The 20,279-nt window shown below is 73.8% G+C and carries 18 protein-coding genes and 1 pseudogene; 12 read left to right on the top strand and 7 right to left on the bottom strand.

Annotated elements, in window-relative coordinates:
- Positions 1 to 64: 64 nt before the first annotated feature.
- From NBH00_RS25280 to NBH00_RS15000, 3 genes and pseudogenes are all read left to right on the top strand, one after another.
- Positions 65 to 541 (top strand): annotated as a pseudogene (locus tag NBH00_RS25280) (glycoside hydrolase family 3 N-terminal domain-containing protein); the annotation flags it as partial.
- Positions 542 to 675: 134 nt separating this feature from the next.
- Entirely contained in the window at positions 676 to 1,617 is a 942-nt protein-coding gene (locus NBH00_RS15005) for a glycoside hydrolase family 3 protein (protein ID WP_302182638.1), read from the top strand.
- Entirely contained in the window at positions 1,614 to 2,354 is a 741-nt protein-coding gene (locus tag NBH00_RS15000) for a fibronectin type III-like domain-contianing protein (RefSeq protein WP_254569401.1), read from the top strand. The genes NBH00_RS15005 and NBH00_RS15000 overlap by 4 nt, the downstream gene beginning before the upstream one ends.
- A gap of 21 nt (positions 2,355 to 2,375) precedes the next feature.
- On the opposite strand, the gene NBH00_RS14995 is transcribed toward NBH00_RS15000, so the two are convergent.
- A complete protein-coding gene (locus NBH00_RS14995; protein ID WP_254569400.1) occupies positions 2,376 to 3,566 on the bottom strand; it encodes a hypothetical protein in 1,191 nt (396 codons plus the stop codon).
- 154 nt (positions 3,567 to 3,720) lie between these two features.
- Between NBH00_RS14995 and NBH00_RS14990 the strand changes: the two genes are divergently transcribed.
- The 3 genes from NBH00_RS14990 to NBH00_RS14980 all read left to right on the top strand — a co-directional run bounded on the left by NBH00_RS14990 (position 3,721) and on the right by NBH00_RS14980 (position 6,871).
- Positions 3,721 to 4,716, top strand: coding sequence for a peptidoglycan DD-metalloendopeptidase family protein (locus tag NBH00_RS14990; RefSeq protein ID WP_254569399.1), 996 nt, complete (start codon positions 3,721 to 3,723; stop codon positions 4,714 to 4,716).
- A 43-nt stretch (positions 4,717 to 4,759) separates the two neighbouring features.
- Positions 4,760 to 6,238, top strand: coding sequence for an MFS transporter (locus tag NBH00_RS14985; RefSeq protein ID WP_254569398.1), 1,479 nt, complete (start codon positions 4,760 to 4,762; stop codon positions 6,236 to 6,238).
- Positions 6,239 to 6,496: 258 nt separating this feature from the next.
- Positions 6,497 to 6,871: a hypothetical protein gene (locus NBH00_RS14980; protein ID WP_254569397.1), complete on the top strand. Its 375-nt coding sequence runs from the start codon at positions 6,497 to 6,499 to the stop codon at positions 6,869 to 6,871.
- A 68-nt stretch (positions 6,872 to 6,939) separates the two neighbouring features.
- On the opposite strand, the gene NBH00_RS14975 is transcribed toward NBH00_RS14980, so the two are convergent.
- Genes NBH00_RS14975 through NBH00_RS14960 form a run of 4 tightly spaced genes read right to left on the bottom strand, consistent with a single transcriptional unit; the run spans position 6,940 to position 11,003 of the window.
- Positions 6,940 to 7,377: a hypothetical protein gene (locus tag NBH00_RS14975; protein WP_254569396.1), complete on the bottom strand. Its 438-nt coding sequence runs from the start codon at positions 7,375 to 7,377 to the stop codon at positions 6,940 to 6,942.
- Complete coding sequence (locus NBH00_RS14970) at positions 7,370 to 8,893, bottom strand: aldehyde dehydrogenase family protein (protein WP_254569395.1); 1,524 nt, start codon at positions 8,891 to 8,893, stop codon at positions 7,370 to 7,372. The genes NBH00_RS14975 and NBH00_RS14970 overlap by 8 nt, the downstream gene beginning before the upstream one ends.
- 41 nt (positions 8,894 to 8,934) lie before the next feature.
- Complete coding sequence (locus NBH00_RS14965; RefSeq protein WP_254569394.1) at positions 8,935 to 10,026, bottom strand: NAD(P)-dependent alcohol dehydrogenase; 1,092 nt, start codon at positions 10,024 to 10,026, stop codon at positions 8,935 to 8,937.
- Between the two features lie 56 nt (positions 10,027 to 10,082).
- Positions 10,083 to 11,003: a LysR family transcriptional regulator gene (locus NBH00_RS14960; RefSeq protein ID WP_254569393.1), complete on the bottom strand. Its 921-nt coding sequence runs from the start codon at positions 11,001 to 11,003 to the stop codon at positions 10,083 to 10,085.
- A gap of 91 nt (positions 11,004 to 11,094) precedes the next feature.
- On the opposite strand from NBH00_RS14960, the gene NBH00_RS14955 reads away from it, so the two are divergent.
- Positions 11,095 to 12,219 (top strand): acyl-CoA dehydrogenase family protein, encoded by a 1,125-nt coding sequence (locus tag NBH00_RS14955; protein ID WP_254569392.1) that lies wholly within the window; start codon positions 11,095 to 11,097, stop codon positions 12,217 to 12,219.
- A 3-nt stretch (positions 12,220 to 12,222) separates the two neighbouring features.
- Here the strand turns inward: NBH00_RS14955 and NBH00_RS14950 are convergent, their stop codons facing one another.
- Together NBH00_RS14950 and NBH00_RS14945 are read right to left on the bottom strand one after the other, a co-directional pair.
- The gene (locus NBH00_RS14950; RefSeq protein ID WP_254569391.1) at positions 12,223 to 13,110 is read right to left on the bottom strand and encodes an SDR family oxidoreductase; all 888 of its coding nucleotides are present in this window, start codon (positions 13,108 to 13,110) and stop codon (positions 12,223 to 12,225) included.
- 8 nt (positions 13,111 to 13,118) lie between these two features.
- Entirely contained in the window at positions 13,119 to 14,309 is a 1,191-nt protein-coding gene (locus NBH00_RS14945) for an acyl-CoA dehydrogenase family protein (protein WP_254569390.1), read from the bottom strand.
- Between the two features lie 93 nt (positions 14,310 to 14,402).
- Between NBH00_RS14945 and NBH00_RS14940 the strand changes: the two genes are divergently transcribed.
- Genes NBH00_RS14940 through NBH00_RS14920 form a run of 5 tightly spaced genes read left to right on the top strand, consistent with a single transcriptional unit; the run spans position 14,403 to position 20,278 of the window.
- On the top strand, positions 14,403 to 15,323 hold the full coding sequence (locus NBH00_RS14940) for a LysR family transcriptional regulator (RefSeq protein WP_254569389.1): 921 nt from the start codon (positions 14,403 to 14,405) through the stop codon (positions 15,321 to 15,323).
- Positions 15,320 to 17,107, top strand: coding sequence for an AMP-dependent synthetase/ligase (locus NBH00_RS14935; protein WP_254569388.1), 1,788 nt, complete (start codon positions 15,320 to 15,322; stop codon positions 17,105 to 17,107). Before NBH00_RS14940 ends, NBH00_RS14935 begins: the two co-directional genes overlap by 4 nt.
- A complete protein-coding gene (locus NBH00_RS14930) occupies positions 17,104 to 18,021 on the top strand; it encodes a DUF7064 domain-containing protein (RefSeq protein WP_254569387.1) in 918 nt (305 codons plus the stop codon). The genes NBH00_RS14935 and NBH00_RS14930 overlap by 4 nt, the downstream gene beginning before the upstream one ends.
- Positions 18,018 to 19,034: a phosphotransferase family protein gene (locus NBH00_RS14925; protein WP_254569386.1), complete on the top strand. Its 1,017-nt coding sequence runs from the start codon at positions 18,018 to 18,020 to the stop codon at positions 19,032 to 19,034. The genes NBH00_RS14930 and NBH00_RS14925 overlap by 4 nt, the downstream gene beginning before the upstream one ends.
- Complete coding sequence (locus NBH00_RS14920; protein ID WP_254569385.1) at positions 19,031 to 20,278, top strand: cytochrome P450; 1,248 nt, start codon at positions 19,031 to 19,033, stop codon at positions 20,276 to 20,278. Before NBH00_RS14925 ends, NBH00_RS14920 begins: the two co-directional genes overlap by 4 nt.
- Position 20,279 lies beyond the last annotated feature (1 nt).

Here is a 20,279-nt window from a genome sequence, read left to right as displayed (position 1 = left end):
CGCGGGCCGCTGCGGCGCGCATCCGTGGTGTGACACGACGCTCACGCCGCAGGTCCGCGCCGGCCTGCTGCTCGCCGCGCTCACGCGGGAGGAGAAGGTCGCGCTGCTCGGCGGCGACGACATCGCCGGCGGCGAGCACACCCACACGGGGACGCAGCTCGGGGTCCCCCGGCTCGATCTGCCGACGGTGCTCTACAGCGACGGTCCGGTCGGGCCGCGGCAGGGGCGCTCCGCCGGGCTGCCGATCCCGCTCGCGCTCGCCGCGACGTTCGACCCGGCGCTGGCGGGCGAGCACGGCCGGGTCGCCGCGAGCGAGGCGCGCGACAAGGGCAACGACGTCATCTTCGGGCCGGCGGTGAACATCGCCCGCGTGCCGCTCGCCGGCCGGACCTACGAGAACTACGGCGAGGACCCGTTCCTGCAGAGCCGCATGGTCGTCCCGTGGATCGAGGCCGCCCAGCGCACCGGGGTGATCGCCGACGTGAAGCACTTCGCGGCGAACAACCAGGAGGGCGTGGACGCGAGCGCCGGCCTCGTGACGAGCCAGACGCCGGTCGGCGCCGGCCTCGAGGGCAACCGGATGCTCAGCAACGACATCGTCGACGAGCGGACGCTGCGCGAGATCTACCTCCCCCACTTCGAGGCCGCGGTCCGCGAGGCCAGGGTCGCACCGTCATGTGCTCCTACAACCGGATCAACGGCCAGTACGCCTGCGAGAACGACCACCTCCTGCAGCAGATCCTCCGCCGCGAATGGGGCTTCGACGGTTACGTCCTCGCCGACTACGGGGCGGCGCACAACACGATCGCGTCGCTGAACAACGGCCTCGACTTCGAGCCGTTCCCGCCCATCGCCTACCAGCCGCTGCTCGTCGACGCCGCGCTCGCCGGCGGGCTCGCGAGCACGGACACCCTCGACGAGCACGTCCGCGCGATGCTCGCGACGTGGTTCCGCTTCGGCCTCATCGACCGCCCCGCCTACCGCGACGACGACGCCCAGATCGACAAGACGGCCGACGAGCAGACCGCGCAGCGGATCGAGGAGCAGGCGATCACCCTGCTGCGCAACGAGGACCACGTCCTCCCGCTCGACGCGGCGAAGCTCCGGCGGATCGCCGTCGTCGGCGCGCCCGCCACGACGTTCACGACCGGCGGCGGGTCGGGGAACATCAAGCCGTTCTCGTTCACCAGCCCGCTCGCCGCCATCCGGGAGCGCGCCGGCTCGGCGGTGGCCGTGAGCTACGCGGACGGGTCGAGCGTCGCGGCGACGGTGGCGGCCGCCCGGCAGGCCGACGTGGCGATCGTCTTCGCCGGCGACTACTACACGGAGGGCGCCGACCGGACGTGCCTCACGCTCGAGTGCCCGCGGGTGCACGGCGACCAGGACACGCTCATCCGCCGCATAACGGCGGCGAACCCGCGGACGATCGTCGTCCTGGCGTCCGGCGGCCCGGACCTCACGCCGTGGCGGGGGGACACCGCCGCGCTCGTCGAGGCGTGGTTCGGCGGCTCGCGCAGCGGGCCGGCCCTCGCCCGCGTCCTCTTCGGTGACGTGGACCCGGGCGGGCGCCTGCCGATCACCTCCCCGACAGCGAGCGTCAGCTGCCGACGGCGGTGAGCCGCGACCGCTACCCGGGGACGCCGGCGCTCGACGTCCACTACGACGAGGGCGTCCTCATCGGCTACCGCTGGTACGACGCGAAGGGGCTGACGCCGGCCTACCCGTTCGGCTTCGGCCTCTCGTACACGACGAGCGCGCTCAGCGGCCTGCGCGTCCGGCCGACGGCCTCGGGCGCGACGGTGTCGGTCGTCGTCCGCAACACCGGCAGCCGCAAGGGGTACGCCGTCCCGCAGCTCTACCTCGGCCTCCCCGAGCCGCGGCCCGGTGTCGTCGAGCCGCCGTCGCAGCTGAAGGGCCTGCGGAAGGTGCTGCTCGCCCCCGGCGCCCGGCGGACCGTGACGTTCACGCTCGACGAGCGGGCGCTCTCGTACTGGGACACCCGCGCCGCCGCGTGGCAGGTGGCGCCCGGGTGCGTGCAGGTGAAGGTCGGGTTCTCCTCGCGCGACCTCCCGCTGCGCGCCGGGCTCCCGGCCGGCGGCGGGACCTGCCCGGCGGCCGCCGCGACCGTGTGCCGCAGCCGCCGGAGCGTCACGTACACGCTGCCGCGAGGGGCGACGCGGGTCCGGCTCACGGTCGGCGGGCGGCGCCGCCCCGCGACCGTCCGCGGGCATCGCCTCACCGTCGCGTTCCGCGGCCTGCCGCGCCGGGCGGTGCGGGTCGTCATCACGGCCCGCGTCGGCGGGCGGCGGTACGTGCGCCGGTCCACGATCCATCCCTGCGCGGGACGGAGCTGACCAGCCCGGTGCCGCGCCGCCTCAGCGCCGGATGATGCCGCCGAGCCCGCGCTGGGCGAGGCGGAGCGGCGCGGTGACGAGCCAGCTCGCCGAGGACTGCAGCGCGGCGAACTGGTCGCGCGTCTCCTCGTAGGCGTCGCGGAGCGCCTCGTGCTCGTCCTGCAGCGCGGCGTGCGCGACCTCGAGCTCGGCGTGCGAGGTCCCGAGCCGGACGAGCTCGGCGCTCTGGCGGCCCGCCCGGGCCTCGTCGCCGGCGCGCAGCCCGTCGGCCTCTGCCTGCGCCGCTTCGGCCTCGGCCCGGGCCGCCTCGGCCTCGGCGCGCGCGGCGGCGGCCTCGGCGTCGAGGCGGTCCCGCTCGGCGCGGAGCGACTCGGCCTCGGACCTGGCCGCCGCCGCGGCGGACGCCTCCCGGCGGGCCGCCGCCTCGGCCGCGGCCCGGGCGGTGTCCGTCGCCCGGCCGGCCTCGGCGGAGCGTGCCGCGCGGACGCCGCCGCGGTCGCCGATCCGGACGAGTTGCTGGACGAGCGCCATCTCGGAGAGGCCGCGCGCCGCCTCGTCGCCCCCGGCGATGGCGGCCGCGACGTGCTCGTAGATCTGCGCGTCGGCCGCGCAGCGCTCGGAGAGCAGCGCGAACGCCTCGGCGGTGAACGGCGGGAAGGGGACGCTGCCGTCGCGGACCTCCTCGCGCGGCTCGGGGCGGCGGACCTCGAGGCTCACCCCGAAGAACGCCCCGAGCCGGGCCGCCGCGTCGTCGCCCCGCTCGAGGACGGCGACGCAGCCGAAGGCGTCGAGCGCCGCGATCGCCTCGCGCGCGACGGCGTCCGCGTCCGCCTGCCGCATGAAGCCGTCCTCCGGCAGGCGCGGATCGCCGGCGAGCAGGAGCCGGGCCAGCGCGTTGTCGGTCAGGGCCGCGGCGCGCGGATCGGCGAGGAACGCGTCGAGCGGCGCGTCCGCGGCCTCGGCGGCGACAGCGATCGCATCCGCGGGCGCGGGCGCGGGATCGGTGCGGAGCTCGGCGTAGAGCGAGAGCAGGCGGCTGCCGGGCTCGCGCAGGAGCGTCGCGGCGTCGGCGGCCGGGGTGCCGGCGGGGAGCGGCGTGCGGAGGTGCTCCGGTGGCGCCCCGGGGCCGGCGCCGAGGGCGGCGTGGTACGTCTCGCCGCCGCTGCGCGGCAGGGAGACGAGGAGCTTGGGATCGGTCTGGGTGTCGGCCACGGTGCGCAGAACCATACGCAGCGCCCGCCGCGCCGGCCTCCGCGCGATGCTCGCCGCGCCACGCACGCCACGGGTGCTCCAGGAGGCACGCTTCGCCGGCCGCGCCGCATTCACATGCGGTTCTCACGAAGCGTGAGAAGTCCGTGAGGCGGGCATGTCCCCCGGCCGTGCCACGCGGTTGACTGCGGGCACGACGCGGCGCCGGATGCTCGGGCCGGGCGTGCCCCCGATCCCGACCGAAAGGTGTGCCGACGTGCGTCGCTCCGTCCTGACCGCCGGCCTCGCCACGCTCGCGACCGGCCTGGCCGCCGGGCCGGCCCAGGCCGCGTCCGACCTGCGCCTGCCGTTCGCCTGCGGCGCCGGCGTCGTCGGGAAGTACTACACGGGGCACCAGCCGCCGCTCGCGATCGACTTCAACGGGCCCGGCGGCGGCGACAGCGACCTCGGGATGAAGGTCGTCGCGGCCGGGCCGGGCGTCGTGACGAAGTCGCTCTACTACGACAAGGCCTCGAACGTCGGCTACGGCAACGCGATCGAGATCCGCCATCCGAGCGGGGTCTACACGTTCTACGCGCACCTCCGCGACCGGCTCGTGAAGGTCGGCGACCACGTGAGCCGCGGCCAGCTCATCGGCCACGTCGGCAAGACGAGCGCCAAGTACCACTTCAGCGCCCACCTGCACTACGAGCAGCGGACGGCGTCGGGCGCGGTCGCCCAGGCCCTCTTCCACGGCGTCGTGGCGCCCGAGTACAGCCACAAGGACTACGCCGTCGCGCACCGGAGCGACAACTGCCCCAAGCGGGCGACGGCGCCCGCCCCAGCGCCCGCGCCGGCGCCGAACCCCGCGTCCGCGGGCGTCGTCCTGCCTCCCATCCAGGCGCGCCGCGCCGCCACGGTCCGGACCGACCGCGGTGAGCCGGTCGCGGCCCGCATGGGCGCGAGGACAGGCGCCGCCCTCGTCCGCTCCTACCGCGGCGGGGACCGGGTGCGCATCGTCTGCCAGAAACGCGGCGAGCAGGTGACCGGGAAGTTCGGGACCTCCCGGCTGTGGGACCTCGTCGACCTCGGGAACGGGCGCGGCGCGTACGTCACCGACACGTACGTGTACACCGGCAGCGACGGCCGCGTCGCCCCGGACTGCCCCGCCTGAGGAATTCCGCGTGGAGGCATCCTCCGCTTTGTACCCTCCGAGGATGTCCTCCGCCTCGCCGCCCGCGGCCACCCCGAACCGCTGGGCCGTCCTCGCGCTCCTCGGGGTCGCCCAGCTCATGGTCGTCCTCGACTCGACCATCGTGAACATCGCGCTGCCCTCGGCGCAGCGCGACCTCGGCTTCTCGACCGACAACCGCCAGTGGATCGTCACCGCCTACGCGTTGGCGTTCGGCAGCCTGCTGCTCATCGGCGGCAAGATGGGCGATCTCTTCGGCCGCAAGTGGACGTTCATCGGCGGCCTCATCGGCTTCTCGGTCGTCTCGGGGATCGGCGGCCTCGCCCCGTCCTTCGGGGTGCTCGTCGTCGCGCGGGCGCTGCAGGGGGCCTTCGGCGCGCTGCTCGCCCCGTCGGCCCTCTCGCTCCTGACGGTCACGTTCGCCGGCTCGCCGGACCGCCCGAAGGCGTTCGGCATCTTCGCCGCGGTCGCGACGGCCGGCGCGTCGGTGGGCCTGCTCCTCGGCGGAGCGCTCACGGACGCCCTGTCGTGGCGGTGGTGCCTCTACGTCAACCTCGTCATCGCGGTCCCGGCGGCGCTGCTCGCGCTGCGCCTCATCGTGAACGAGCGTCCCGCGCAGCGCCCGCGCATCGACTGGGCCGGTGTCGTGCTCGCCTGCGCCGGGCTGTTCGCGATCGTCTACGGCTTCTCCGAGGCGGAGACGAACGCCTGGCAGGCGGCGACGACGATCATCTCCCTGAGCGCCGGCGTCGTGCTGCTCGTCGCCTTCGTGCTCACGCAGCGCCGCGTCCCCGCGCCGCTCCTGCCGCTGCACATCGTGTGGGACCGCGCCCGCGGCGGTGCGTACGCGTCGATCATGATCGCCGGCTCGAGCGTCTTCGGCGTCTTCCTGTTCCTCACGTTCTTCATGCAGCAGAACCTCGGCTACTCGCCGCTGCGGACCGGCGTCGGGTTCCTGCCGATGACGCTCATGATCTTCATCGTCGCCCCGACGATCCAGACGAAGGTCCTCCCCCGCGTCGGCGTGCGGCCGATCATCCTGACGGGGATGACGCTCGGCGCCCTGTCGATGCTCCTCTTCTTCTGCCGCCTGCAGCCCGACTCGTCCTACGCCGGCCACCTCCTCCCCGGGCTCCTGATGATCGGCATCGGCATGCCCTGCATCTTCGCCCCGGCCTTCGCGACGGCGACGCTCGGGGTCGCCACGAACGAGGCCGGCGTCGCCTCGGCGATGGTGAACACGTGCCAGCAGGTCGGCGGCGCCGTCGGCACCGCGGTGCTCTCGACGATCTTCGCGAACGCCGCCTCGAGCTACGCGTCGAGCCATGCGAAGACCCCTGGGCTCGCGGGCGCCGCCGAGGTCCACGGCTACACGACGGCCTTCACCTTCGCGGCGGTCCTGTTCGTCATCGGGCTCCTCGTCGCCGCGGTGGTGCTCCCGCGCCGCATCCGGCCCCAGCAGCAGCAGGCAGGGGCCGCCGCGCCGGCGCTCGAGACCGCGTAGGCGACCGCCCGCCCGGGGGCCGGGCTCACCCGGCGGGCCGACCGGCTCGCGTCGCGGAAGCGCCGGCTCATGACGTCGATGAGCGTGAGCGCCCCCGTCGGCGTCCGTTCGAGGTAGCCGCGGAACTCCGGAGCCGACGCTGCGCGTGCCGGCCCCGCGCCGCTGAGGGCCGCTGAGGGCCGTGGCCCCAAACGACGGCGCCGCTGTTCGTCCGCAGAGCCCATACACGCGCCTCCACTCCGCGCGTAGCCTGGAGGCGTGACGCGCCGGCGCAGCTTCCCGTGGGGTCCGTCCCTCTCCTCCGCCAGCGGCGCGGCCGTCCGTCCGGCACCCGTGAACGAGCACGACCTCGTCCCCAGGGCCCTCGTCCGCTTGCCACGGAACGTCGACGGCATCGTCCGCGTGGCGGTCGGGGGCGTGCCGCAGATCGAGGGCGTCGACTTCTTCCTCGTCGGACGGCTCCTCGTCTTCGAACGGGCGATCGAGCCGGAACGCCCGCTGCGCTACCTGCGGCGGCTGGTCGCGGCGACCGGCATGGGCACCACCCGCCGCACGGAGAAGGTCGACGTGTGGTTCGGATCGCGGGACGACCCGGACGTCGTCCGCGACCTGCCGGTCGAGCGCTACCCCTGACGCGCGGGCGGCGCTCGTGGTCCTGACGGAGTGGTCGAAGTCGGCGTCCGCGGGTCCGCGGGTGACGCCTACGCGACGCTCGCCGCCGGAGGCTCCGTCGGGTCCCGGAACATCCCGAAGTCGAACGACTGCAGGATCGGGACGACGCGGAGGAACTTGCGCACCGGTCCCTTGTACTGCACGGCCCCGCGAAGGATCGCGATCGGCAGCGCCTCCCGGCCCGTGAAGAGATCGAGGTAGGCCGCCGCGGGAGCCCAGAGCTGCACCTCGGCCGCCCCGACGGCGCCGAGTTCGGCTCCGATCGGGTCGCGGTCGAGGTACACGGTGGCCGCGGCGTCGCCGTCCAGGTCGGTGAAGTGGACGTGGACGACCGTGTCGGCGAAGCTCATCCGCTCGCTCAGCTCGGCGTCGGTCGCGGCGGCGGCGAAGAACGCGACCGTCATCTCCGGCAGGCGCCGCAGGCGAACGGACGCGGGCGCCGATGACGCGGCGGCGGCGTCAGCCATGTCGCGGTGTCGACAGGACGAGGGCGAAGGTTGCGAGCCCGAGGTCGGTCGTGTGGTCGACGTGCAGGTGCTTGGCCTCGGTGTACTCGTCGAGCGCGCCGAGACCGATCTCCCGGCCGAGGCCGCTCTGCTTGTAGCCGCCGAAGGGCAGGCGCGGGTCGACGGCGTGCCACGTGTTGACCCACGTCGTGCCGGCGCGCAGCCGCCTGCCGACCTCCGCCGCCCGGTCGGTGTCACGTGACCACACGCCGGCGCTGAGGCCGTACTCGGTGTCGTTGGCGATCGCGACGGCCTCGTCGAGCGACGAGTAGCTCAGCACGGAGAGCACGGGCCCGAAGACCTCCTCGCGGGCGATCGGCATGTCGTTCGTGATGTCAGTGATGATGGTCGGGGCGATCCAGTGGCCGCGCTGGAACTCCTCGCCCTCCGGGATGCCGCCGCCGCAGGCGATCGTCGCGCCCTCGGCGCGGGCACCGTCGATGTAGGCGAGGATGCGGTCGCGCTGGCGCCGCGAGATGACCGGCCCGAGGTCGGTGGCGAGCTCATTCGGGTCGCCGACGTTGAGGTCGGCCACGCGGGCGACGAGGCGGGCGACGATGTCGTCGTGCAGCTCGGCCGGGACGAGCAGGCGGGTGCCCGACTCGCACATCTGCCCGGAGAAGAGCATGCAGCCGAAGATGACGCCGTCCACGGCGAAGTCGAGGTCGGCGTCGTCGAGGATGATCGACGGGCCCTTGCCGCCGAGCTCGAGCGTGACCTTCTTCACGGTGCCGGAGGCCAGGCGCATGATCTCGCGGCCGACCGCCGTCGACCCGGTGAACGCGACCTTGTCGACGTCGGGGTGGGAGGCGAGTCGCGCGCCGACCTCCGGCCCGTCGCCGCTGACGAGGTTGAAGACGCCCGCGGGGACGCCCTCCTCGTGCGCCACGTGCGCGAGCTTCAGCAGCGACAGCGGCGTCTTCTCGTCGACCTTCACGACGACCGAGTTGCCGGCGGCCAGCGCCGGACCGATCTTCCAGGTGCCGAGGATGAGCGGGAAGTTCCATGGGACGATCGCGGCGCAGACGCCGACCGGCTCGCGCCGGATCGTGTTCGTCGACGCGGTCGGCACCGGGTCGGTCTCGATCGTGCGCTCGAACTCGTAGGAGCCGGCGAGCTGCGCGAAGTAGTCGAAGTGGACCCCCGCCATGCCGACGTGGAAGCCGGCCGCCTGGCGGACCGTCGCGCCGTTGCAGGAGATCTCGGCGGCGATGAACTCGTCCTGGTCGGTCCCGATGCGGGCGGCGATCCGCTGCATGATCTCCTGGCGCTCGGCCGGGCTCTTGCCCGACCACACGCCGGACTCGAACGCCTCGCGGGCCGACGCCACCGCGCGGTCCGCGTCGGCGACGGTGCCCTTCGCCATCGTGCAGACGAGCTCGTCGGTCGCCGGGTGGCGGATCTCGTAGGCGGAGCCGGAGTCGACGTCCTCGCCGCCGATGAACATGGTGTGGTGCCGGACGCTGGTCGATGCCATCGTGATCTCTCCTGGGTGGGTGCGGTGGCTGGGGTGGCCGGTCAGCCGAGGACGAGGACGGCCTTCGTCGCGGCCCCGGACTCGACGTCCTCGACGGCGCGGTTGATGTCCGCGAAGGGGTAGGTCGTGATGAGCCGGTCGTAGGGGAACTTCCCCTCCGCGTGCAGCGCGACGAGCTGCGGGATGAAGACGTCGGGGTCGCTGTCGCCCTCGACGACGCCGGTGATCGTGCGGCCCGGGATGAGCAGCTCGGTCATGTCGACGTTCACGCGCGTGCCTGCCGGGCCGAGCCCGAGCATCGCGGCGGTCCCGAGGAACGTCAGGCAGCTCACGGCCTGCTCGGCGACCCGCTCGACCGCGGTCGTCTCCACCGAGAAGTCGACGCCGACCTGGGTGATCCCCATGATCTCGGCGACGACGTCGTCGACCTGACCGGCGTTGACGACGTGGGTGGCCCCGAGCTCCTTGGCGAGGTCGAGGCGGGCGTCGACGAGGTCGACGGCGATGATCGTGCCGCAGCCGGCGACCTTCGCGCCCATGACGGCGGACAGGCCGACGGCGCCGACGCCGAAGATCGCGATCGTCTGGCCCGCGGCGGGCTTCAGGCGGTTCAGGACGGTGCCGGCGCCGGTCTGGATCCCGCAGCCGAGCGGGCCGACGAGCGTGAGGTCGGCGTCGTCCGGGAGCTTCACCGTGTTGCGCTCGGTCGCGATCGCGTGGGTGGCGAACGAGGACTGCGAGAAGAAGTTGCCGTTCACGTCGTGCAGTGCGTTCGTGCCGTCCGGGCGGCCGCCGCTGACGTTGCGCGCGGAGAACTCGAAGCAGTACGCCGGACGGCCGGCGCTGCAGGTCGGGCAGCCGCCACAGGAGCCGAAGCTCAGCGCGACCTTGTCGCCGGCCCTGACCTTCGTGACGCCGTCGCCGACGGCCTCGACGATCCCGGCGCCCTCGTGCCCGAGGACGAGTGGGAGCGGGACCGGCAGCCACTGCTTCTGGATCGCGATGTCGGTGTGGCAGACGCCGACGGCGCGGATGGCGACGAGCACCTCCCCCGCCTGGGGGGCGTCGAGCTCCAGCTCCTCGAGCTGGAACGGGGCGCCGGTTTCACGGACGACGGCAGCGGTGATCTTCACCGGCCGATCATGCGCAGATCCGGCGTGCGGACCCGATGCCGATTGGTCATCGGCGCTCAGCCGATGAGCGCGCCGCCGGGCAGCAGCCCGATGAGGTCCTCCGTCGCCCGCCCGGCGTGCCCGATGAAGGCGTCGACCTCCGGCCGCCGGTCGGTGCGCCGGCGCGCGACGCCGATCGTCGACGGCGGTGCGCCGCGCAGCTCGAGGCAGCGCACGAGCGGGTTCGGCGCCAGCCGCGCCATGGCGGCCGGCACGGTGATGACGGCGTTGCTGCTGGCGACGTTCAGCTGCATGTTCGCGATCGTCGTCGTCACCGGGAGGGTGGCGTGGGCGTTCGCGGCGCCGCGCTCGTCGTCGAGGTACCAGAAGGACGCCCACGAATCCGGGGCGCCGATCCGCAGCGTCGGCTGGTCGAGGACGTCCTCGACGTCGACGCCCGCCTCGCCCGCCAGCTCGTGGCCACCTCCCACGAGCAGCATCCGCGGCTCGCTGGCGAGCGGCACGACCTCGAGGTCGGGGTGGTCGAGCGGCCCGCGCACGAGCGCCGCATCGAGCCGGCCCGCCAGCAGCGGGCCGACCTGGTCGCAGAACGAGAGGTCCTCGAGCGCGAGGTCCACACCGGGCTCGTGGTCGCGGAAGCGCTGGATGATCGGCGCGGTGAGCTCACCGGCGCCGAGGATCCCAGCGACGACGCCGATGCGGATTCCGCGGCGCGTGCGGGCACGGTCGCGCATCGCGTCGGTCGCCGCGTCGGCGCTCGCGAGGATGCTGCGGGCGTGCGCGAGGAAGTCGAGGCCCGCCTCGGTGGGATCGACGCCCTGCGGGGTGCGGGTGAGCAGCCGCACGCCGAGCTCGACCTCGAGCTGCCGCAGCGCCCGCGACAGCGCGGGCTGGGTCACGTACAGCTCCCGCGACGCCGGGCGGACTCCGCGCATGTCCACCACCGTCACGAAGTAGCGCAGCTGACGCAGGTCCACACGTCGATTAGACCGGGTGCCCTCGGGATGCGCAAGCGATACCGGGCAGGCATCGGACGGTCCGTCGCCGCGCCGTAGGCTGCGTCGCAGCATGCGCTTCGACCTCGACGACGACGAACGCGCCCTGCGCGAGGCCGCGGCGGACGCGCTCTCGCGGACGCCGACCGTGGCGCTCGCGCGCGACGCGCTCGAGGACCCCGCCGCCCGGCCCGACCTCTGGCCGACCGCGGTGCAGGCGGGCTGGCCCGGGCTGCTCGTCGGCGAGGACGCGGGCGGCGCCGGCCTCGGCGTCCGCGCGAGCGCGCTCGTCCTGCGCGAGGCGGGCGCCCGGCTCGCGGGGACCGGCCTGCTCGGCCACCTCCCGTCGTCGGCGCTGCTCGCCGCCGCGGGTCACGCGCTCACCGCGCCGGTCGCCACCGGGACCGTCCGCGCCGCGCTGGCCGGCGCGCTGCCCCCGGGCGACCTCGAGCCCCGCTGGACGGTCGACCGTCCGGCCGGGTCCGCGCGCGCGGCCGTCCCGTCGCTGGCCGCCGACGGGACGCTCAGCGGGCTCGTCGCCTGGGTGCCGGACGCGCCTGGCGCCGACGTCCTCCTCGTCACCGCGACGGACCCGGACGGCGCGCCGTGCGCCGCGCTCGTCCACGCGGGCGCGCCCGGGGTCACGGTGGAGCCCGTCGCGGCCTACGACGCGTCGGCGTCCCTCGCCCACGTGCACCTCGACGGCGCCGAGGCCGAGCGCCTGGATGCGCTCGGCGCCCGCGAGCTCGCGCGGGCGTGGCAGACCGCTCAGGTCCTGCTCGCCGCCGAGGCCGTCGGCGCCGTGGGCAGCGCCCTCGACGCGTCCGTGGCCTACGCGCAGGAGCGCTGGACCTTCGGCCGCCCGATCGGCTCCTACCAGGCGGTGAAGCACGGCCTCGTCGAGGTCCTGCGGCTGCGTGAGAACGCCGACGGGCTGCTGACCTACGGCGCCTGGGCCCTCGACGAGGACTCGCCCGAAGCCCCGCTCGCCGCGGCGGCCGCGCGGGCCGCGGCCGGCCATGCACTCGACGTCGCGGCCCGCACGATGATCGCCGTCCACGGCGGGATCGGCGCGACGTGGGAGCACGACGCGCCGTTGTTCTTCCGCCGGGCGCAGACGCACCGGCGGCTGCTCGGCGGCGAGGCCGCGGCGGTCGACCGGGTCGCCGGCGAGCTGCTCGCCGGCGCCACGGTCTGACGGTCAGCCGGCGTCCGTCTGCAGCGCGCTGAGGATCTCCGGCGCGCTGGAGCGGTGGAAGCCGTTGAAGGCCTCGTTGTTGGAGACGGCCTCGAGCTTCCACCAGCCGCGCCGGGCGTTCGGCGCGCCGCCGTCGATCCGGATGCACGAGCCGGTCACGAAGCTCGCCGCGGGCGACAGCAGGAACGTCACCGCCGCCGACACCTCCGCCTCGGTGCCGAACCGCTGCAGCGGGATCTCGCAGGCGACCTCGTTCTGGATGAACTCGCGGTCCTTGTCGTCGTACGTGTCCAGGCCGCTGGAGGCGATGGCGCCGGGGGCGACGGTGTTGACGCGGACCCCGGAGCCCGACCACTCGGTCGCGGCGCACTCGGTGAGCGTGAACATCCCGCCGCGCGAGGCGGCCGAGTGCGAGAAGTGCGGCCAGCCGTGCCAGATGTCGGCGATCATGTTCACGATCGCGCCGCCGTGCTCGGCCATGTGGCGGTTGTAGACCTCGCGCATGACGATGAAGCCGCCGGTGAGGTTCGTGCGGACGACCGCCTCGAAGCCCTTCGTCGAGATGTCCTTCAGCGGCATCCGGTACTGGCCGCCGGCGTTGTTGACGAGCCCGTCGATCGCGCCGCACTCGGCGAGGATCGCGTCGACCGTCGCGATGATCCCGTCCTCGTCCCGGATGTCGGAGCTGTAGACGGAGGCGCGCCCGCCGTCCTCCGTGATCTCGGCGAGGACCGCGTCGAGCTTCTCCTGGCTGCGCCCGACGATCGCGACGTGCGCGCCGAGCGACGCGAGCTCGTGGGCGATGCAGCGGCCGATGCCGCTGCCTCCGCCGGTGACGACGACGACCTGGCCGTCGAAGAGGTTGGGCGCGAACGCCGACTGGTAGGGCATGGTTCTCCTCAGTGCTGCAGCTGGCTGAACGGGACGCCCTTGTCGCCCCGGGGTTCGGGCGGAAGGCCCAGCGCGCGCTCACCGACGGTGTTGCGCACGATCTCCTCCGTGCCGCCGGCCGACTTGAAGCCGGGCAGGTAGCTCACGACGGGGTACCACTCGGAGTCCGGTTCGAGCGCGGAGAGCCCGACGACGTCCACGACGAGGTCCGCGGCGAGGGTGGCGGCCTTGACCATCGAGAGCTTCGTCAGCCCGGCCTCGACCCCCGGCGCCTGCCCGCGCTGCAGGCCGGCGAGGGCACGCATCCCGGCGACGCGCACGGCGAGCAGCTCGACGCTCGCCGCGCCGAGGCGGCGGCGGACCTCGGGGTCCAGGCGCGCCTCCGGGTCCGCGGCGATCGCGGGCGGAAAGCGGTCGACGTCCATGCGGAAGCCGGTGAGGTCGCGGCCGATCGAGAGCCGCTCGTTCATGAGGACGGTCACCGCGGCCGCCCAGCCGCCGCCGACCTCGCCGACGACGTGCTCCGGACCGAGCCGCACGCCGTCGAGGAAGACCTCGTTGAACTCGGCGTCCCCTGAGATCTGCCGCAGCCCGCGCACGACGACGCCCTCGGCGTCCATCGGCACGACGAACATCGTCAGACCCTGGTGCTTGACGACGTCGGGGTCCGTCCGCGCGAGGCAGAGCCCGAAGGCGGAGAACTGCGCGTTCGTCGTCCACACCTTCTGCCCGTCGAGGACGAAGGTGCCGTCCGGCTGCTCCTTGGCCCGCGTCCGCAGCGCGGCGAGGTCAGAGCCGGCCGCAGGCTCGGAGAACATCTGGCACCAGATCTCGTCGCCGTGGAGCATCGGCGCGATGTACCGCTGCTTCTGCGCCTCGGTGCCGTGGGTCATGATGCACGGCCCGAGCATCCCGAGGCCGATGTAGTCGAGGATGTTCGGGACCCCGGCGGCGGCGAGCTCCTGATCGACGATGACCTGCTCGATCGGGCCGAGGCCCTGTCCCCCGTACTCGGCCGGCCAGGTGACGCCGGCGTAGCCCGCGTCGGCGAGCCGCCCCTGCCATGCGCGGCGCGCCTCGATCCACGCGCCGTCGGTCCACAGGCCGTGCAGGGGCGGGGCCTGCGCCCGGTGCTCGGCCACCCAGGCCCGCACGGCGTCCCGGTACTCGCGCTGCTCGGCGGACGTCTCCAGCTGCATCGCCGTCGAGCGTACGGGCGCGGGAACCGGCGAGCCGATGCCGATTGGTCATCGGCCTTGCGGGAGGCACGGCCCGGCTGGTCTTATCGAATCGTGGATCTTCGCCAGCTGCGGTACTTCGTGGCGGTCGCCGAAGAGCACGGGTTCCGACCGGCTTCTCGCGAGCTGTACGTCGCGCAGCCCGCGCTCTCCCGTGCGCTGCACCAGCTCGAGCTCGAGCTCGGCGTCGAGCTGCTCGAGCGCACCCCGCGCGGGGTCCAGACGACCGAGGCGGGCCACGAGTTCCTCGGCCACGCCCGCGCGATCATCGCCCAGGCCGAGGCCGCGCGGGCCGCGATGCGCGAGCGGGCCGAGCAGCGCCGCGGGCTGCGCATCGGGGTGGTCGCCGGCGTCCTCGGGGCCGGGGAGCTCACCGCACCGATCGTCCAGGACTTCCGCGAGCGCCACCCCGAGCTGCACGTCGAGCTCGCCGAGCTCTCGTTCGTGGACCAGGTCGGCCCGCTGCTGGCCGGAGCGCTCGACGTCGCGCTCGTCCGCGGACCGCTCGACGACCCCGAGCTCGAGCTCACGCCGCTGGCCGGCGAGGCCCGCGCGCTGCTCGTCGGCGCGACCCACCGGCTGGCGGGCGCGGACGCCGTCAGCGCCGACGAGGTCCTCGGCGAGCACACGCTCCCGCTCGGCTCACCCGACCCCTGGTCGGCGTTCTGGCAGCTCGACGACCTGCGCGGCCGTCCGAACCCCCTGCCCGACGCGCCGCCCGCCACGACGATCTCGGCCATGCAGCTCTCGGTGGCCGGCGGGAACATGGTCGTCTCGGTCCCCGGGTCGATGGCCCGGCTCGCGCCGAACCCGCTCGTCCACTACGTCGCCCTGCCCGACGCCCCGCCGTCGACGATCGCCGTGGCGCACCGCCGCAGCGACCGCCGGCCCGAGGTCCTCGCGTTCGCCGAGCAGGCCGCCCGTACGACCGACCGCCACATCGACCAGTTCCTCGGGGGGACCCGGCTCCAGTGACCACCGCCGACACGACCCGCATCGATCAGGCGCTGGCGCAGCCATCGCTGCCCGCCGCCTTCCTCGCCAAGGCCCGCTCCGCGCCCGACGAGACCGCCCTGCGGATGTTCGGCTCCGGCGAGGGCCTGACCTGGGGCGAGTGGGACCGCCGCGCCGCCGCCGTCGCCGGGGGCCTGCACACGCTCGGCGTCCGTCGCGGCGATCGCATCGCCCTGCTGCTCGGGACGCGGATGGAGTTCCACATCGCCGACATGGGCGCGCTCGTCCTCGGCGCCATCCCGTTCTCGATCTACGTCACCTCCGCCGTCGTCCAGATGGCCGAGATCTGCGCGAACGCCGAGCCGCGTGTCCTCGTCACCGAGCGCGCGCTCCTCGACAAGGCCCGCGCGCTCGCGGCCACCACGCCGTCGATCGAGCGCGTCGTCGTCGTCGAGGCCGACGCCGTGGGCCCCGGCGAGCTGAGCATCGCCGACCTCGAGGGCCTGTGCCCCGCGGACTTCGACGCGGAGACCGCGGCCGGCCTCGCCGAGCGCGACGACATCTGCACGCTCGTCTACACCTCGGGCACGACCGGGCCGCCGAAGGGCGTGCAGTTCCGGCACGGCGCGATGATGGACTGCCTGGACTCGATCCGCCGCCGGTTCGGCGCGACGCAGGCCGACCGCGCCCTCTCCTACCTGCCGATGGCGCACATCGCCGAGCGGATCTTCGGCCACTACGCCGCGTTCCTCTACGGGTACGAGGTGACGTCGCTCGACGATCCGGCCAGGCTCGGCGCCGCTCTGCACGAGGTGCGCCCGACCCGCTTCTTCGGCGTCCCGCGGATCTTCGAGAAGCTCCTCGCCGGCGTCCGCCGCCACGTCTCGGAGTCGCCCGACCGCGGCGCCCTCGAGGCCGCCTGGGCGCGGCGGCTCGCGGTCGTGCGGGCCGAGCAGGCGGGAGCGCCGCTCCCCGCCGGAGACGACGAGGCCGATCGCGCGCTGCTCGCGCCGCTCGCCGCGCTCACGGGCCTCGAGCAGGCGCACTTCCTCGCCGTCGCCGGGGCGCCGAGCGCGCTCGACATGCTCGAGGAGCTCACCGCGCTCGGCCTGCCGATCAACGAGTTCTACGGCTCCTCCGAGACGATCATCCTGACGTGCAGCCCGCCCGAGGACATCCGGCTGAGCACCGCCGGGCAGCCGTTCGACATCGTCGAGCTGAAGCTCGCCGAGGACGGCGAGATCCTCGTGAACGGGCCGACGGTCACGCCCGGGTACTTCCGCGACGAGGCCCGCACCGCCGAGGCGTTCACCCCCGACGGCTGGTTCTGCACCGGCGACATCGGCGTCATCGACGAAGACGGGTACCTGAAGATCGTCGACCGCAAGAAGGCCCTCATCATCAACAGCGGCGGCAAGAACATGTCCCCCGCGAACATCGAGCTCGCGATCAAGGCCGGGCAGCCGCTCATCTCCCAGGTCGTCGCGATCGGCGACCGCCGCCCCTACAACGTCGCGCTGCTCGTGCTCGACCGCGACGGCGTCGCCTCCTTCGCCCGTGACCACGGCCTCGACGAGGCGGACTTCGCGACGCTGACGCAGCACCCGGACATCCGGGCGGCGCTCGAGGCCGCGGTCGCCGCGGGCAACGAGAAGCTCTCGCGCATCGAGCAGATCAAGCGCTTTGCGGTCCTCGACCACGACTGGGTCCCGGGCGGCGACCAGCTCACCCCCACGCAGAAGCTCAAGCGGCGCGAGGTCAGCGAAGGCTACGCGGACGTCATCGAGGAGCTGTACCGGGCGTGAGGACGACGAGCCTCGCCGCCGCCGACGACCGCCGTCACCGCCCCGCTCCGGGGCAGGCCGGCCGCGACAGCCTGTTCTTCACGCTGCTCCTGCCGGAGGAGCGGCTGTGGGTCTTCCTCTACACCTGGGTCGACGGCGCCGGGCAGGCCGGCCGGCTCGTGCTCGTCACCGACGAGAGCGGTGGCCCGGTGGTGGAGGACGCCGTCGCGCGCGTCGACGTCGGCGAGCGCGACTTCGACGACTGGGAGGTCCGCGGGCTGCGGCTGCGGCACACCGATCCGCTGCAGACGGTGCACGTCGCCTACGAGGGTGACGGCGTCGCGATCGACTACACGTTCACCGGCAGCCACGAGGCCTTCGGCTACGCGCAGAACGCCATCGGCTGCCCGCAGTGGATGGCCGCCGACCGCCTCGAGCAGGCCGGCCGCGCGACGGGGTCGCTGACCCTCGCGGGCCGCCGCGTCGCGTTCGACGGCGTGCCGATGCACCGCGACCACTCGTGGGGCGCGCGGGACTGGCGCATGCCCCAGCACTGGAAGTGGGTCGTGGCCCACACCCCGTCGGGGCTCGCGGTGAACCTCTTCCAGTGGATCGCCCGCGGGCAGGTCGGCGTCAACGGCTACGTCGTCCGCGACGGCGAGCCCGTCGGCCTCGTCGACGCCCGCTGCGAGGCGACGTACGACGCCGACATGACGAACCGCGCGCTGCGCGCCACGCTCGTGGACGAGACCGGCGCGAGCACCGAGGTCACGCTCGAGCGCTTCGCCCACGCCCGGCTGCCGGTCGGGTCGGGCACGATCATCAACGAGGCCGGGTGCCACGCGACGATCGACGGCGAGGCCGGCGTCGGCCAGTTCGAGGCCCAGTGGCCGGCGAGCTACGTGCAGCACCTCACCGGCGGCGGGCTCGCATGACCGCCCGGCTCCCGTTCGACCCCGCGCAGCTCGACGCGCTCCTGCAGGCGCGCGGCGTGACGAGCGCCCCCGCGACCCTGCGGCGCATCGGCGACGGCCACTCGAACCTCACCTACCTCCTCGACGACGGCCATCGCCGCGCCGTCCTGCGGCGCCCGCCCCCGCCGCCCCTCCCGCGCGGCGCCCACGACGTCGTCCGCGAGGCGCGCATCCTCCAGGCGCTCGCGGCGACCGACGTCCCGGTGCCGGCGGTGCTGCTGCTCGAGCAGGACACCGGCCTCATGGGCGTCCCCTTCTACGTCATGGAGCACCTCGACGGCGCCGTCTGCACCGACGCGCTCCCGCCCGCGATCGACACCCCGGAGCAGCGCGCCGGCGTCGCCGAGGCGCTCGTCGACGCCCTCGCCGTCCTCCACGCCGTCGACTGGCAGGCCGGCCTGGCGGACCTCGGCCGCCCCGACGGCTTCCTCGAGCGCCAGCTCGACCGCCTGCCCCGCCTCATCGCCGCGCCCGACGGCACCCTGCCCGAGCCGTTCGCGGCCTACCGCGACGAGCTTGCCGCGACGGTCCCCGCGTCGTCCGGCGCGGCCCTCATCCACGGAGACCTACGGCTCGGCAACGTCATGCTCGCCTCCGACCCGCCCGCGCGGATCCTCGGTGTCCTGGACTGGGAGCTCGCCGCCATCGGCGACCCGCTCGCCGACGTCGCCTACACGCTCACGACGTACGCCGTCCCCGGCGTACCCCTCCACGCGGTCAGCGCGATGTCCCGCGCGACGCTCGCGGAGGGCTTCCCCGGCCGCGACGCGCTCGCCGCCCGCTACGCCGAGCGCACCGGGTGCGACGTCACCGCCCTCCCGTGGCACGAGGCCTTCCAGCTCTTCAAGCTCGCCGTCCTCTACGAGTACAGCCGCCGGCGCGGTGAGGACGCCTATTACGCCGACCCCGGGCACGTCGCCGGGCTGCTCGACGCAACCCGTCACGCCCTCTCCAGCCAAAGGACCCCCACATGAGCACCACCCCCGTCCTCACCGACGTCGAGACCTTCGCGTTCTGGGAGCGCTCACGGCAGGAGCGCATGGCCGCCTTCAAGTGGCTGCGCGAGAACGACCCCGTCTCCTGGCATCCGCCGGCGGACTCGCTGCTCATGGACCCCGAGGACAACGTCAACGGCTTCTGGGCGCTGACGAAGCACGCGCACATCCAGGAGGCGTCGCGCAGCCGCGCCTTCTGCTCCTCGCAGGGGATCTTCATGGAGGACATGCCCGAGGTCGTCCTCGCGGCGGCGATGTCGTTCCTCGCGATGGATCCGCCGGACCACGGCCAGATGCGCGGCATCGTCCAGACGGCCTTCGGCCCCAAGCAGATGCGCACGCTCGAGGGCTGGATCCGCGAGACCGCGAACGAGGTCGTCGCCGGGCTCAGGCCGCAGGGCCAGGCCGACCTCGTCGCCGACCTCGGCAAGGCGCTGCCCGGCCTCATCTACTCGCACTTCATCGGCGTCACCGACGCGGAGATGCGCGACAAGGTCGTCGCCGCCGCCGACCAGCTCGGCTCCTGGAACGACCCCAAGTACACCGAGCACATGGAGCCGATCATGGTCTTCGCGAACGCCGCGGAGATCCTCTCGGACATCGCGCTCGAGCTCGCCGAGCTGCGCCTGAAGGAGCCGGGCGACGACATGCTCACCTGGCTCGTCCAGGCCGAGTTCGAGGGTCGCAAGATGGACGACTGGGAGATCGCCTCGTTCTTCGTGATGCTCTCCGGCGCGTCGAACGACACGACCGGCCACGCGATCGTCGACTCGATCATGGCGCTCGAGTCGCATCCCGAGCAGAAGGCGTGGCTCTTCGAGGACTTCGAGGGCCGCATCGGCTCCGCCGTCGAGGAGCTGCTGCGCTGGCGCTGCCCGATCGTCCACTTCCGCCGCACCGCGGTGCAGGACTACGACATCGGCGGCAAGACGATCAAGGAAGGCGACAAGGTCGTCTTCTGGTACGTCTCGGGCAACTACGACGAGGACGTCTTCGAGAACCCCGAGGTCCTCGATCTCAGCCGCGAGCGCAACCCGCACCTCGCGTTCGGCGGCGGAGGCATCCACTTCTGCCTCGGCAACGCGCTCGGCCGCACGCTGCTGAAGGCCGCCCTGCGCGAGGTCTACACCCAGCTGCCCGACCTGCAGCTCGGCGAGGCGACCTACGGCTTCTCCAACCTCTTCGAGACGATGCGCACCCTTCCCGCGACGTGGACGGTCTGAG

The sequence above is a fragment of the Paraconexibacter antarcticus genome (genome assembly GCF_024220175.1).
GTDB classification, from domain to species: domain Bacteria; phylum Actinomycetota; class Thermoleophilia; order Solirubrobacterales; family Solirubrobacteraceae; genus Paraconexibacter; species Paraconexibacter antarcticus.
This window is presented reverse-complemented; position numbering and strand designations above follow the sequence as displayed.